This is a genomic window from Methylobacterium sp. HMF5984 (assembly GCF_045033435.1).
Classification (GTDB): Bacteria; Pseudomonadota; Alphaproteobacteria; order Rhizobiales; family Beijerinckiaceae; genus Methylobacterium.
The window spans coordinates 5,175,794-5,190,172 of the sequence record NZ_JBJFLN010000001.1 but is presented as its reverse complement, the minus strand read 5'-3'; the positions used below and the strand labels follow the sequence as shown (position 1 = coordinate 5,190,172).

Genomic DNA, 14,379 nt, shown 5'->3' with positions numbered 1-14,379 from the left:
CCCGCCCCGGCCTCAGAGCGAGTAGTACATCGTGAACTCGACCGGGTGCGGGGTCATCTCGTAGCGCATGACCTCCTCCATTTTCAGGGCGATGAACGAATCGATCTGGTCGTCGGTGAAGACGTCGCCGGCCTTGAGGAAGGCGCGGTCGCGGTCGAGGTTCTGCAGCGCCTCGCGCAACGAGCCGCAGACGGTGGGGATCTTCTTCAGCTCGCGCGGGGGCAGGTCGTAGAGGTCCTTGTCCATGGCCGCGCCTGGATCGATCTTGTTGAGGATGCCGTCGAGCCCGGCCATCAGCAGCGCCGAGAAGGCGAGGTAGGGGTTGGCCATCGGATCGGGGAAGCGGACCTCGACGCGCTTGGCCTTCGGGCTCTTCGTCCACGGGATGCGGCAGGAGGCCGAGCGGTTGCGCGCCGAGTAGGCGAGCAGCACGGGGGCCTCGTAGCCCGGCACCAGGCGCTTGTAGGAGTTGGTCGACGGGTTGGTGAAGGCGTTCAGCGCCTTGGCGTGCTTGATGATGCCGCCGATGTACCACAGGCATTCCTGGGAGAGGCCGGCGTACTTGTCGCCGGCGAAGATCGGCTTGCCGTCCTTCCAGATCGACTGGTGCACGTGCATGCCCGAGCCGTTGTCGCCGAAGACCGGCTTCGGCATGAAGGTCGCGGTCTTGCCGAAGCTCTGCGCCACGTTGTGGATGCAGTACTTGTAGATCTGCATGTGGTCGGCGAGCAGCGTCAGCGTGTCGAACTTCATGCCGAGCTCGTGCTGGGCGCTGGCGACCTCGTGGTGGTGCTTCTCCACCTTCACGCCCATGCCCTGCATCGCGGCCAGCATCTCGCCGCGCATGTCCTGGGCCGAATCCTGCGGCGGCACCGGGAAGTAGCCGCCCTTGGTGGCGACGCGGTGGCCGAGGTTGCCGCCCTCGTAGTCGGTGAAGCCGTTGGTGGGCAGCTCGGTCGAATCGAGCTGGAAGCCGGTGTGGTACGGGTCGGCGCCGAACTTCACGTCGTCGAAGACGAAGAACTCGGCCTCCGGGCCGACGTAGATCGTGTCGCCGATGCCGGTGGACTTGAGATAGGCCTCGGCGAGCTTGGCGGTGCCGCGCGGGTCGCGCGGGTAGGGCGCGCCGGTCGAGGGCTCGAGCACGTCGCAGACGATGACCATGGTGGCCGCCGAGAAGAACGGGTCCATCGTGGCGGTCGCCGGGTCCGGCATCAGCAGCATGTCGGATTCGTTGATCGCCTTCCAGCCGGCGATCGACGAGCCGTCGAACATCGTGCCTTCCTCGAAGATCTCGTCGTCCACCAGGGTGACGTCGAAGGTGACGTGCTGCCACTTGCCGCGCGGGTCCGTGAACCGGAAGTCGACATACTTGACGTCGTTGTCCCGGATGGTCTTGAGCACCTCGGCCGCTGTCGTCATCGTGGACGTCCTCCTGACATTCGTGGGCCGCCGCACCGTGCCGTGCGCCGGACGTGGGCTCCATACAGCCCGCGACGCCGTCGTGCCAACCGAAGGGGCCGGGAAATCGTCGTCGCGCGCCGGCGCGCGCGGCCTCGGACGACGGGCGGTGCCGCCGCATCGCCCGCGCCCGAGCCGCGCGAACCGGCCCCCTCCGAGCCCGACGCTCACGCGGAGTTGACTGCCTCGGCCGCGCGGGGACGGGAACCGCCGGCGGGACGGCGTTTCGCTGGCACGGTCCCTGCTAGCGGGGTCTCGGTCGTCGGAAGCCCCGGAGCGGCTGCCGTTCCCGCTGGCTTTTCATCGTTAACGGACGAGAGACTCGGAATGACGAAATACAAACTCGAGTATTTGTGGCTCGACGGGTACACGCCGGTCCCGAATCTTCGCGGCAAGACCCAGATCAAGGACTTCGACGGCTTCCCGACCCTGGAGCAGCTCCCGCTCTGGGGCTTCGACGGCTCATCGACCCTGCAGGCCGAAGGCGGCTCGTCCGACTGCATGCTCAAGCCCGTGCGCCACTTCCCCGATTCCACGCGCAAGAACGGCGTGCTGGTGATGTGCGAAGTGATGATGCCGGACGGCAAGACCCCGCACCCGTCGAACAAGCGCGCCACCATCCACGACGACCCGGGCGCCTGGTTCGGCTTCGAGCAGGAATACTTCTTCTACAAGGACGGCCGCCCGCTCGGCTTCCCGTCGACCGGCTACCCCGCGCCGCAGGGCCCGTACTATTGCGGCGCCGGCTACTCGAACGTCGGCCCGATCGCGCGCCAGATCGTCGAGGAGCACCTCGACCTCTGCCTCGACGCCGGCATCAACCACGAGGGCATCAACGCCGAGGTGGCCAAGGGCCAGTGGGAGTTCCAGATCTTCGGCAAGGGCTCCAAGAAGGCCGCCGACGAGATGTGGGTCGCGCGCTACCTGCTGCAGCGCCTGTGCGAGAAGTACGGCATCGACGTCGAGTACCACTGCAAGCCGCTCGGCGACACCGACTGGAACGGCTCGGGCATGCACGCCAACTTCTCGACCACCTACCTCCGCGAGACCGGCGGCAAGGAATACTTCGAGAAGTTGATGGCGGCGTTCAAGGAGAACCTCGACGACCACATCGCCGTCTACGGCCCCGACAACCACATGCGGCTGACCGGCAAGCACGAGACCGCGGCGATCAACCAGTTCTCCTACGGCGTGGCCGACCGCGGCGCCTCGATCCGCGTGCCGCACTCCTTCGTCAACAACGACTACAAGGGCTACCTGGAAGACCGCCGTCCCAACAGCCAGGGGGACCCCTACCAGATCGCCTCGCAGATCCTGAAGACGGTCGAGTCGGTTCCGACCCACTGAGGTCCGGGATTTCGGCCTTACGCGGCGGCGCGGGTCTTCGGATCCGCGCCGTCTTTCGTTCCGCGGGCGCGTGCCGGTCGGAACGCGGACCCCCCTCTCCCCGAGGGGAGAGGAGGCCCTTCGGCGCTTCGCGGAGAGCTCACGCGCCGAAGATCGACCAGCCCATGCGCTTGGTCAGGCTTTCCAGCGCGATCCGGCCGAGATGCGAGTTGCCAGATTCGTCGAGGCCGGGCGACCAGACCGCGATCGAGGCCCGGCCCGGGGCGATCGCCAGGATGCCGCCGCCGACGCCGCTCTTGCCCGGCAGGCCGACCCGGTAGGCGAACTCGCCCGAGCCGTCGTAGTGGCCGCAGGTCAGCATCACCGCGTTGATGCGGCGCGCGCGCTCGGGCGGGATCACCGACAGGCCGGTGGCGGGGTTCCGGCCGGAATGGGCCAGGAAGCGCCCCGCCGTGGCGAGCTGCCGGCACGACATGCTGATCGCGCAATGGTGGAAGTAGACGCCGAGCGTGTAGTCGACCGGGTTCTCGACCACGCCGAAGGACTTCATGTAGTTGGCCAGCGCCACGTTGCGGAAGCCGGTGCGCTTCTCGGACGCCGCCACCGCCTCGTCGATGGCGATGGTCGGGTCGTTGGCGAGCGCCTGCATGAAGCGCAGGATCTCGCCCAGCGCCTCGCGCGGCTGGTGGCCGGACAGGATCACGTCGGTCACCGCGATCGCGCCGGCATTGATGAAGGGGTTGCGCGGAACGCCCTGCTCGCGCTCCAGCTGCACGATCGAGTTGAACGGGCTGCCCGAGGGCTCGCGCCCGACGCGCTTCCACAGGGCGTCGCCGACCATGCCGAGCGCGAGCGTCAGGGTGAAGACCTTCGACACGCTCTGGATCGAGAACGGGGTCTCGCTGTCGCCGGCCGCGGCGATGGTGCCGTCGGCATCGATCACGACGAGGCCGAAGGCCTGCGGGTCGACGCGGGCGAGCTCGGGGATGTAGCGCGCGACCGTGCCCCGGTCGGAGCGCTGCCGCATCTCGTAGGCGATCTCCTCGACCACGCTGCGCAGGTGCGGAGCGAGGCTCACGCGCCGCCTCCCGGCGCGGGGCTCAGATCGCGTCCGGCCCGGTCTCGCCGGTGCGGATGCGGATCGCCTCCTCGATGGTCGAGACGAAGATCTTGCCGTCGCCGATGCGGCCGGTCTGGGCCGACTTGCGGATCGCCTCGACGGCGCCCTCGACCAGCGCGTCCGAGAGCACGATCTCGAGCTTCACCTTGGGCAGGAAGTCGACGACGTACTCCGCGCCGCGATACAGCTCGGTGTGGCCCTTCTGGCGGCCGAAGCCCTTGGCCTCGATCACGGTGATGCCCTGGAGGCCGACCTCCTGGAGCGCCTCCTTCACCTCGTCGAGCTTGAAGGGCTTGATGATCGCTTCGATCTTCTTCATGCCGGACGGCCCAACCTGCGCTCTATGATGCCGAATTTCTATCACTCCGCCGGTCCGGCCGCCACGCCGTTTTCAACCCGCCCCCGGGGAAACTGCCCATTCTGGTTGCATGAAATGCAAATCGTTTAGGCAATTTTGCTGTGGGGGCCGATTGTTTGGGCATCGGCTGGACCGTGCACGGGCAGCGCAGCTTCGAACGAGACGGAAGTGACGTGATGGACGGCTCACGCCTGATGACGGTCGACGCGATGAGGACCGTCGATGCGACGGCGATCGCCGGGGGCACGCCGGGCATCGCCCTGATGCGGGCGGCCGGCGCCGCGGTGGCGGAGCGGGCGCGGGCGCACCTGGCCCCCGGCGGCCGGGTGCTCGTCCTGTGCGGCCCCGGCAACAACGGCGGCGACGGGTTCGTCGCGGCCCGCCTGCTCGCCGAGGCCGGGCATGGCGTCGATCTCGCCCTGCTCGGCCCCCGCGACGCCCTCTCGGGCGATGCGGCCGAGGCCGCGGCGGCGTGGAGCGGGACGGTGCTGGGCTTGGCGGAGGCCGATCCGTCGCGCGCCGACCTCGTCGTCGACGCGCTGTTCGGCGCCGGCCTGTCGCGCGACCTCGAAGGGCCGGCCCGCCATGCGCTCGAGCGGGTCGCGGCGTCCGGGCGCCCGGTGCTGGCGGTCGACGTGCCGAGCGGGGTCGACGGCGATACCGGCGCCGTCCGCGGCTTCGCGCTCCGGGCGGTCGAGACCGTCACGTTCGTCGCGGAGAAGCCCGGCCACCGGCTGCAGCCCGGCCGCGGCCTTTGCGGCCGGCTGCACGTCGCCGGGATCGGCACCGGCCCGGCGGCGTTCGCGGCCGGGCTCGCGGTCGGCGCGCCGGTGTTCCGCAACGGACCGGAGGTCTGGGGCGCGCGCCTGCCGCGGCTCGCCGATGCGAGCCACAAGTACACCCGCGGCCACGCCCTCGTGCTGTCGGGGCCGGCCACCCGCACCGGCGCGGCGCGGCTGGCCGCCCGTGGCGCGCTGCGGATCGGGGCCGGGCTCGTCACGGTGGCCTCGCCGGAGCGGGCGCTGGCGGAGAACGCCGCCCACCTCACCGCGATCATGCTGCGGCCGTGCGACTCCGCCGACGACCTCGACGACCTGCTCACCGACGAGCGCATCAACGCGATCCTGGCGGGCCCCGGCCTCGGCGTCGGCGAGGCGACGCGCGACCTCGTCGCGGTGGCGGCCGCCGCCGGGCGCGGCCTCGTGCTCGACGCCGATGCGCTGACGAGCTTTGCCAAGCAGGCGGCCCTGCTCGCCGCCCACCTCGCCGACGGCGACGCGAAGGCGGTGCTGACCCCGCATGCGGGCGAGTTCGCGAAACTGTTCGCGGGCACCGACGCCGTCGCGGAGGTCGGCAAGCTCGAGCAGGCCCGCCGCGCCGCCGCACGGGTCGGCGCCGTGGTGGTGCTCAAGGGCCCCGACACGGTGGTGGCCGCCCCCGACGGCCGCGCCGCGATCAACGACCACGCCACGCCGTCGCTCGGCACCGCCGGCTCGGGCGACGTGCTCGCCGGCCTGGTCGCGGGGCTCCTGGCCCAGGGCATGCCGCCGTTCGAGGCGGCCTGCGCCGCGGCCTGGCTCCACGGCGATGCCGGCCTGCGCCACGGCCCGGGGCTGATCGCTGAGGATATTCCGGAGTTGATGCCGGCGGTGCTGGCGGGGGTTCTGGAAGAGCTTGGAGGGTGACGACGGTCTTTTCCCTCGCCCCGCAAAGGGGGGAGGGAAGAAGCGGGCTGCGTCACGTCACCTCGAAGCAGGTCCACAGCCCGGTGTCGAACCGCTCCAGCACCGTCGCGCTGATCAGCCAGCGGCCGGGATTGTCGGCCTGGAAGGCGATGCGAGCGGTGCGGCCTTCGAGGAGCTGGAAGGTGTCGAGCCAGTAGGGCTCCCAGCCGTCGTCGAGGGGGTGGAGCAGGCGGAAGACGTGGCCGTGCAGGTGCAGCGCCTGCGGGAACGCGGTCTCGTTGCGCAAGGCCAGCACCACCACCTGGCCGCGCTTCACCGTGAAGATCGGCGCGAGGCCCGTGGTCGCGCTGGTGCCGTTGACCGACCAGATCCGGTTGGCGTCCCCGGAATAGGCCGGCTCCGCCTCGGGCTTGTCCTTCGAGAGGCTGGCGCCGCCGGTGATCACCACGTCGCGGCGCAGCGCGTTCTGCAGCTTGACCTCGCGCGGCAGCAGCGGGTTCTCGCCGATCGGGCCGATCGGCGGCCGCTTCTCGGTGACGGCCGAGCCCTTGGTGACGACGGTGGCGAGCTGCAGGCCCTGGCCGACCAGCGCGGTGATCGCCCCCTTCGCGTCGGCCTCCGCCGGCAGGTCGATCAGCAGGTCGTAGCGGGTGCCGGGCGGGAACGGCAGCGTCGCGCGCAGCGGCTCGAACGTGTCGGTCGGCTGGCCGTCGACGGCCGCGACGTAGACCTTCAGGCCCTCGAAGCGGATGCGGGTCGCCCGGGCGTTGCAGGCGTTGCCGAGCCGCACCCGGATCCGGCTGCCCGGCCGCGCCTCGAAGGTGGCCGGCACGTTGGCGCCGTTGATGGTCACGAGGTTGCCGAGCCGCCCGTTGCTCGCCGCGAACGCGGTCTGGCCGAAGGGCAGCAGCGCGCCGTCGTCCTGCAGGCGCCAGTCCTGCATCAGCAGCGACACGTCGGCCTCGACCGCGGGCGGCGCCTTCTCCTCCACGATCAGGAAGCCGGCGAGGCCCCGGCCGGACGGCTCGCTCGATCCGCCGACCACGAGCGGACGGACCAGGAAGGTGCCGGCGTCGGGCGGCACGAAATCGTAGGTGAAGTCGGCGCCGGGCGCGATCGGCGCCTGCGTCACGCCGCCGACGCCGTCCATGGCGTTCTTGTTGCGCACCCCGTGCCAGTGCAGCGAGAGCGGCTTGTCGGTCCTGTTCTCGACCCGCACGCGCACGGCCTCGCCGAGCTTCACCCGGAACGTCGGAGGCGCCGAGGTCCCGTCGAACGACCATACGGCGGTCTCGGGGGCGGGCTCGGGCCGGAAGCGCGTCTTGGACGGCGCCGCCTTCGCGGCGCGCGGCTCCGGCAGCGGCGCGGTCGGCGCCCCCGGCGCAGGCGCCGCGGGCTTGCCCTGGGCCCGGCCGGCCCGCGGGAGCAGGAGGAACGCGGCGCTTCCCAGGAAGAGCGCCCGACGCGACGCGCCGTGTCGAGATTCGGTCGGCGGCGCGGATCGGGCTGTCGGCATGGAACCTCGGAGCGGCGGGGCGCGCGCGCGGAATCCGGGGCGGATTCCGGGGCCGCCGCTTGTAGCCGCCGCCCCCGCGCGGCGCCACCGTTTCGGACCCGCAAGTTTTTTGCTGCGGCCTGTGCCTCGCATGCTATAGACCCGCCCTCCGGCGGCCGGACACGCGCCGGGCATCGGCGCTCGCGGGCGTGGCGGAACTGGTAGACGCGCTGGATTTAGGTTCCAGTGTCGCAAGACGTGGGGGTTCGAGCCCCTCCGCCCGCACCAGCTCCGCCGTCGGAAACGGAAACGGCCGATCCCTGTGCGGACGCGGGCGGCCGGCTCCGCCCAGCGGATGCCGTTCGCCTCGCGCGGTCCCGCTTCCCCGTACCGAACCCGCGACTCCGCCAGGCCTCAGCAAGGGCCGCACCCGGATGCTCGCGCATACGATCACACGGACTTTGAGAGCGACGACGATGCAGGTGACCGAGACACACTCCGAGGGGCTGAAGCGCACGTTTCAGGTGTCCCTCGCCGCGAGCGAGCTCGAGGATCGCCTGAACACCGAGCTGTCGGGCATGAAGGACAAGGTCCAGCTCAAGGGCTTCCGGCCGGGCAAGGTGCCGGTGGCGCACCTGCGCAAGGTCTACGGCCGCTCGGTGATGGCCGACGTGGTGCAGAACGCCGTCAACGAGGCGAACCAGAAGATCGTCGCCGACAACGGCCTCAAGCTCGCCCTCGAGCCGCAGATCGAGTTCCCCTCCGACCAGTCGGTGGTCGAGAAGGCGCTCGACGCCAAGGCCGACATCTCGTTCAAGGTCGCCCTCGAGGTGCTGCCGAGCTTCGAGCTCGCCGACCTCTCCGACGTCAGCCTGACGAAGCTGGTCGCCACCCCCTCGGACACCGAAGTGAACGAGGCGCTGGAGCGCATGGCCGGCCAGAGCCGCCCGTTCACCGAGCGCGACGCCGGCGCGGCCGCCGAGACCGGCGACCGCCTCACCATCGACTTCGTCGGCCGCATCGACGGCACCGAGTTCGAGGGCGGCAAGGGCGAGGGCATCGATCTCGAGCTCGGCTCGAACTCCTTCATCCCCGGCTTCGAGGAGGCGCTGGTCGGCGCCAAGGTCGGCGAGCAGCGCCTCGTCAAGGCGACCTTCCCGGAGGCCTACGGCGCCGAGCAGCTCGCCGGCAAGGACGCCGAGTTCGACGTGACCGTCACCAAGATCCAGGCCCCGGGCGAGGCCAAGATCGACGACGACTTCGCCAAGGGCATGGGCCTCGACTCCCTCGACGCGCTCAAGGAGGCGGTGGCCAAGGCGATCGGCACCGACTTCGAGGCGGCCTCGCGCCGCAAGCTCAAGAAAGAGCTCCTCGACGCGCTCGACGGCCGCTACGCCTTCGACCTGCCGCCCTCGCTCGTCGCGCAGGAATTCGCCAGCGTCTGGGCCCAGGTCGAGCAGGACTTGAAGGCCCGCGGCAAGACCTTCGAGGACGAGGACACCACCGAGGAGAAGGCCACCGCCGAGTACCGCAAGATCGCCGAGCGTCGCGTGCGCCTCGGCTTGGTGCTTGCGCAGGTCGGCGAGAGCGCCGATATCAAGGTCTCCGACGAAGAGGTGAACCAGGCCCTCATCGCCCGGGTCCGGCAGTTCCCGGGCCAGGAGCAGCAGGTCTGGGATTTCTACCGGAAGAATGCGCAGGCGCTCGCCGAGCTTCGGGCGCCGCTGTTCGAGGAGAAGGTCGTCGACCACGTCCTCGGCCAGGTCAAGCTGGTGGAGGAGCCCGTCTCGAAGGAGACGCTCTTCGCCGACGAGGAAGCCGACGACGCCGGCGACGGGAAGGCCGACGCCAAGTCGGCCGACTCGACGTCCGCCGAGGCGGCGCCGGCTGAATCGAAGGCCGACTGAGCCCGCGCTCGTCTCGAGGCGGCGGGCATATGGTTAGGCGGCGTTAAGGAATGCCGTCGTTCGCTGACGCGCCCGGCCTCTCCGTGATTCGCGGAGGGCCGGGCCCCTTGGAGCCCAAAAGGCCATGATGAGAGATCCGGTCGACTATTATAACAGCGCGCTCGTGCCCATGGTGGTCGAGCAGTCGAGCCGCGGCGAGCGGGCGTTCGACATCTACTCGCGGCTGCTGCGCGAGCGGATCATCTTCCTCACCGGACCGGTCGAGGATTACGGCGCGTCGCTGATCGTCGCGCAGCTGCTGTTCCTCGAGGCCGAGAACCCGAAGAAGGAGATCTCCTTCTACATCAACTCGCCCGGCGGCGTGGTGACCTCGGGCCTGTCGATCTACGACACGATGCAGTTCATCCGCTGCCCGGTGACGACGCTCTGCGTCGGCCAGGCCGCCTCGATGGGCTCGCTGCTCCTCACCGCCGGCGAGCCGGGCCACCGCTTCGCCCTGCCCAACGCCCGCATCATGGTCCACCAGCCGTCCGGCGGGTTCCAGGGCCAGGCCACCGACATCCTGATCCACGCCCGCGAGATCGAGGCGCTGAAGAAGCGCCTCAACGAGATCTACGTGAAGCACACCGGGCGCGACTACGACTCGATCGTCCAGGCGCTGGAGCGCGACAACTTCATGACCGCCGATGCGGCCAAGGAGTTCGGCCTGATCGACGAGGTCATCCAGAAGCGGCCCGAGCCGGCCGCCGCCTGAGGAGACCGCATGCCCTCGCCCGGCGGCCGCGGCGTCGCCGGGGGAGGGGTGTGGCGATCGCGGCCTTGATCCCGCCGCGGCCGCGTGTTTGCATCGGGGTTCGCAGCGACCGGTTCGCGAGGGACCCCAGGCAAAGACGCGCAGGTGACTTTTTCTTTAAGCGGATTCCCTTACTTGTAAACGATGCGCGTGTGCCCCCGGCTGGCAGCGCACGCACGAATCGGAGACCGATATGAGCAAGACTGGCGGCACCGACTCCAAGAGCACGCTGTACTGCTCGTTTTGCGGCAAGAGCCAGCACGAGGTCCGCAAGCTGATCGCGGGCCCGACGGTGTTCATCTGCGACGAGTGCGTCGAGCTGTGCATGGACATCATCCGCGAGGAGTCGAAATCCTCCCTGGTGAAGAGCCGCGACGGCGTGCCGACGCCGAAGGAGATCCGGCGCGTCCTCGACGACTACGTCATCGGCCAGGACTTCGCGAAGAAGGTCCTCTCGGTCGCGGTGCACAACCACTACAAGCGCCTCGCCCACGCGACCAAGCACAACGACGTCGAGCTGGCCAAGTCCAACATCATGCTGATCGGGCCTACGGGCTCGGGCAAGACGCTGCTCGCGCAGACGCTGGCTCGCATCCTCGACGTGCCGTTCACCATGGCGGACGCGACCACGCTGACCGAGGCGGGCTACGTTGGCGAGGACGTCGAGAACATCATCCTCAAGCTGCTCCAGGCCTCGGACTACAACGTCGAGCGGGCGCAGCGCGGCATCGTCTACATCGACGAGATCGACAAGATCTCGCGCAAGTCCGACAACCCCTCGATCACCCGCGACGTCTCGGGTGAGGGCGTGCAGCAGGCGCTCCTGAAGATCATGGAAGGCACCGTCGCCTCCGTGCCTCCGCAGGGCGGCCGCAAGCACCCGCAGCAGGAGTTCCTGCAGGTCGACACGACCAACATCCTGTTCATCTGCGGCGGCGCCTTCGCCGGGCTCGAGCGGATCATCTCGGCGCGCGGCAAGGGCACCTCGATCGGCTTCGGCGCGACCGTGCAGGCCCCCGACGACCGGCGCACCGGCGAGGTGTTCCGCTCGGTCGAGCCTGAGGACCTGCTGAAGTTCGGCCTCATCCCCGAGTTCGTCGGCCGCCTTCCCGTGCTGGCGACGCTCGAGGACCTCGACGAGGACGCCCTCAAGAAGATCCTCCAGGAGCCGAAGAACGCGCTGGTGAAGCAGTACCAGCGGCTGTTCGAGATGGAGAACGTCGACCTGACGTTCCAGGACGAGGCGCTGTCGCTCGTCGCCCGCAAGGCGATCGAGCGCAAGACCGGCGCCCGCGGCCTGCGCTCCATCCTGGAGACGATCCTCCTCGACACGATGTACGACCTGCCGGGCCTCGACTCGGTGGAGCAGGTCGTGATCGGCCCCGAGGTGGTCGAGGGCAAGTCGCGCCCGCTCTTCATCCACGGCGACCGCAACAAGGAAGCGCCGGCCAGCGTCAGCGCCTGACGTGCGCCGGCGCACATGCGCTAAGTCCTTGACGGAGCGGGCCGATCACGGATCGGCCCGCGACAGGTGGGCACCTTGAAACGGGGCTCCTGGAAAACCACCTGAGGCTCAGCGCAGTGGCCGCTGCCTCCCTTGAGGGGCGGTACCGTGCCACCAGCCGCAAAGTCTCCAGCAGACCTATCCCGACCCTCGCGGCCCGGTCGGCCCCTGGCAGGAAGCTTGCTCCGAATCGGAGGAGCGACCGCCCGGCGTCCCTCATGAGGAAGTCAACGATGACCCAATCGAAATCCCGCCAGCCGGTCGTTCCGGGCTCGACCGGCTCCTACGCCGTCCTGCCGTTGCGCGACATCGTCGTCTTCCCGCACATGATCGTGCCCTTGTTCGTGGGTCGCGAGAAGTCCATCCGCGCGCTCGAGGAGGCGGTCAAGACCGACCGCCACATCCTGCTCGCCACCCAGATCAACGCCGGCGACGACGACCCGGCCACCGACGCGATCTACACGATCGGGACGCTCGCCTCCGTGCTGCAGCTCCTGAAGCTGCCCGACGGCACCGTGAAGGTGCTGGTCGAGGGCGGCGGCCGTGCCAAGATCACCGGCTTCACCCGCTCGGACGAGTACTACGAGGCCGAGGCCGAGGCCCTGGTCGACGAGCTCGGCGACAAGGTGGAGGCTGAGGCGCTCGCGCGCTCGGTGCTCTCGGAGTTCGAGAACTACGTCAAGCTCAACAAGAAGATCTCGCCCGAGGTCGTCTCCGCGGTCACGCAGATCGAGGAGCCCTCGAAGCTCGCCGACACGATCGGCTCGCACCTCCTCGTCAAGATCGCCGACAAGCAGGCGATCCTGGAGACGCCGACGGTGGCCGCGCGCCTGGAGCGCGTGCTGTCGCTGATGGAGAGCGAGATCTCCGTGCTGCAGGTGGAGAAGCGCATCCGTACCCGCGTCAAGCGGCAGATGGAGAAGACCCAGCGCGAGTACTACCTCAACGAGCAGATGAAGGCGATCCAGAAGGAGCTCGGCGACGAGGACGGCCGCGACGAGCTGGCCGAGCTCGAGGACAAGATCGAGAAGACCAAGTTCACCAAGGAAGCCCGCGAGAAGGCGTCGGCCGAGCTGAAGAAGCTGCGCCAGATGTCGCCGATGTCGGCCGAGGCGACGGTGGTGCGCAACTACCTCGACTGGATGCTCGGCATCCCCTGGAACAAGCGCTCGAAGATCAAGAAGGATCTCCTCGGCGCCCAAGTCCTGCTCGACGGCGACCATTTCGGCCTGGAGAAGGTCAAGGAGCGGATCGTCGAGTACCTCGCCGTGCAGCAGCGGGCCAACAAGCTCACCGGGCCGATCCTCTGCCTCGTCGGGCCCCCCGGCGTCGGCAAGACCTCGCTCGGCAAGTCGATCGCCAAGGCGACGGGTCGCGAGTTCGTGCGGATGTCGCTCGGCGGCGTGCGTGACGAGGCCGAGATTCGCGGCCACCGCCGGACCTACATCGGCTCGATGCCCGGCAAAATCGTCCAGTCGATGCGCAAGGCCAAGACCTCGAACCCGCTCATCCTGCTCGACGAGATCGACAAGATGGGCATGGATTTCCGCGGTGACCCCTCTGCCGCCCTGCTGGAGGTTCTCGACCCCGAGCAGAACGCGACCTTCAACGACCATTACCTCGAGGTCGACTACGACCTGTCGAACGTGATGTTCGTGACGACCGCCAACACCCTCAACATCCCTGGGCCCCTGATGGACCGCATGGAGGTGATCCGCATCGCCGGGTACACCGAGGAGGAGAAGGTCGAGATCGCGCGCAAGCACCTGATCCAGAACGCGCTGAAGAAGCACGGCCTGGACAGCAAGGAATGGTCGATCGACGATGAGGCCCTGCTGATGCTCGTCCGCCGCTACACGCGGGAGGCGGGCGTGCGCAACCTCGAGCGCGAGCTGTCGAACCTGATCCGCAAGGCGGTGAAGGAGATCCTCATCACCAAGGTGAAGAGCGTCGAGATTGACGTCGAGCGCCTGCAGGTCTTCCTCGGCCCGCCGAAGTTCCGCTACGGCGAGATCGATGCCGACGACCAGGTCGGCGTGGTCACCGGGCTGGCCTGGACCGAGGTCGGCGGCGAGCTGCTGACGATCGAGGGCGTCATGATGCCGGGCAAGGGCAAGATGACGGTCACGGGCAACCTGAAGGACGTGATGAAGGAGTCGATCTCGGCGGCGGCGAGCTACGTCCGCTCGCGGGCGCTCGACTTCGGCATCGAGCCGCCGCTGTTCGAGCGTCGGGACATCCACGTCCACGTGCCGGAGGGGGCGACCCCGAAGGACGGGCCCTCGGCCGGCATTGCCATGGCGACCGCCATCGTCTCGACCTTCACCGGCATCCCGGTGCGCCGCGACATCGCCATGACCGGCGAGGTCACGCTCCGCGGGCGGGTGCTGCCGATCGGCGGCTTGAAGGAGAAGCTGCTCGCTGCGCTCCGCGGCGGCATCAAGACGGTGCTGATCCCCGAGGAGAACGCCAAGGACATCGCCGAGGTGCCCGACAGCGTGAAGAACGGGATGGAGATCATCCCCGTCGCGATGATGGATCAGGTCCTCAAGCACGCCCTGGTGCGCCAGCCCGAGGCGATCGCTTGGGAGGAAGTGATCCCGGTCAAGAAGACGGCCGAGGACGGCGCCGCCTTCGTCGCCCACTGACCGCCCGAGCATGAACGACGAGGCCCCGGAGCACCGCTCCGGGGCCTTTCGCTTGCATGGT

General features: G+C 69.2%; 10 protein-coding genes and 1 tRNA gene. 7 read left to right on the top strand and 4 right to left on the bottom strand.

Annotation, left to right across the window (positions count from 1 at the left end; genetic code table 11):
* Positions 1–12: 12 nt before the first annotated feature.
* Positions 13–1,422 carry a type I glutamate--ammonia ligase gene (glnA, locus tag ACFZ8E_RS25290; protein ID WP_405044184.1) on the bottom strand — a complete coding sequence of 470 codons (1,410 nt, stop codon included), beginning with the start codon at positions 1,420–1,422 and terminating at the stop codon, positions 13–15.
* Positions 1,423–1,788: 366 nt separating this feature from the next.
* Between glnA and ACFZ8E_RS25285 the strand changes: the two genes are divergently transcribed.
* A complete protein-coding gene (locus tag ACFZ8E_RS25285) occupies positions 1,789–2,808 on the top strand; it encodes a glutamine synthetase beta-grasp domain-containing protein (protein WP_147727912.1) in 1,020 nt (339 codons plus the stop codon).
* Between the two features lie 139 nt (positions 2,809–2,947).
* Here the strand turns inward: ACFZ8E_RS25285 and ACFZ8E_RS25280 are convergent, their stop codons facing one another.
* Both ACFZ8E_RS25280 and ACFZ8E_RS25275 read right to left on the bottom strand, forming a co-directional pair.
* A complete protein-coding gene (locus tag ACFZ8E_RS25280; RefSeq protein ID WP_147727911.1) occupies positions 2,948–3,886 on the bottom strand; it encodes a glutaminase in 939 nt (312 codons plus the stop codon).
* Between the two features lie 22 nt (positions 3,887–3,908).
* Positions 3,909–4,247, bottom strand: a complete 339-nt coding sequence (locus tag ACFZ8E_RS25275) for a P-II family nitrogen regulator (protein WP_147727910.1) — start codon at positions 4,245–4,247, stop codon at positions 3,909–3,911.
* A gap of 215 nt (positions 4,248–4,462) precedes the next feature.
* On the opposite strand from ACFZ8E_RS25275, the gene ACFZ8E_RS25270 reads away from it, so the two are divergent.
* Positions 4,463–5,971 (top strand): NAD(P)H-hydrate dehydratase, encoded by a 1,509-nt coding sequence (locus ACFZ8E_RS25270; RefSeq protein WP_405044183.1) that lies wholly within the window; start codon positions 4,463–4,465, stop codon positions 5,969–5,971.
* 52 nt (positions 5,972–6,023) lie between these two features.
* Here ACFZ8E_RS25270 and ACFZ8E_RS25265 read toward each other — a convergent pair whose 3' ends face one another.
* On the bottom strand, positions 6,024–7,487 hold the full coding sequence (locus tag ACFZ8E_RS25265) for a multicopper oxidase family protein (protein ID WP_243950678.1): 1,464 nt from the start codon (positions 7,485–7,487) through the stop codon (positions 6,024–6,026).
* A 182-nt stretch (positions 7,488–7,669) separates the two neighbouring features.
* Here ACFZ8E_RS25265 and ACFZ8E_RS25260 point away from each other — a divergent pair.
* The 5 genes from ACFZ8E_RS25260 (at position 7,670) to lon (ending at position 14,318) form a co-directional block, all read left to right on the top strand.
* A tRNA-Leu gene (locus ACFZ8E_RS25260) sits at positions 7,670–7,754 on the top strand.
* 188 nt (positions 7,755–7,942) lie between these two features.
* Positions 7,943–9,373, top strand: coding sequence for a trigger factor (gene tig, locus ACFZ8E_RS25255; RefSeq protein WP_405044182.1), 1,431 nt, complete (start codon positions 7,943–7,945; stop codon positions 9,371–9,373).
* A 127-nt stretch (positions 9,374–9,500) separates the two neighbouring features.
* On the top strand, positions 9,501–10,127 hold the full coding sequence (locus tag ACFZ8E_RS25250) for an ATP-dependent Clp protease proteolytic subunit (protein WP_147843596.1): 627 nt from the start codon (positions 9,501–9,503) through the stop codon (positions 10,125–10,127).
* Positions 10,128–10,359: 232 nt separating this feature from the next.
* Positions 10,360–11,631, top strand: a complete 1,272-nt coding sequence (clpX, locus tag ACFZ8E_RS25245; protein ID WP_147727615.1) for an ATP-dependent Clp protease ATP-binding subunit ClpX — start codon at positions 10,360–10,362, stop codon at positions 11,629–11,631.
* Positions 11,632–11,903: 272 nt separating this feature from the next.
* Positions 11,904–14,318, top strand: coding sequence for an endopeptidase La (lon, locus tag ACFZ8E_RS25240; protein WP_147727616.1), 2,415 nt, complete (start codon positions 11,904–11,906; stop codon positions 14,316–14,318).
* Positions 14,319–14,379: the final 61 nt, after the last annotated feature.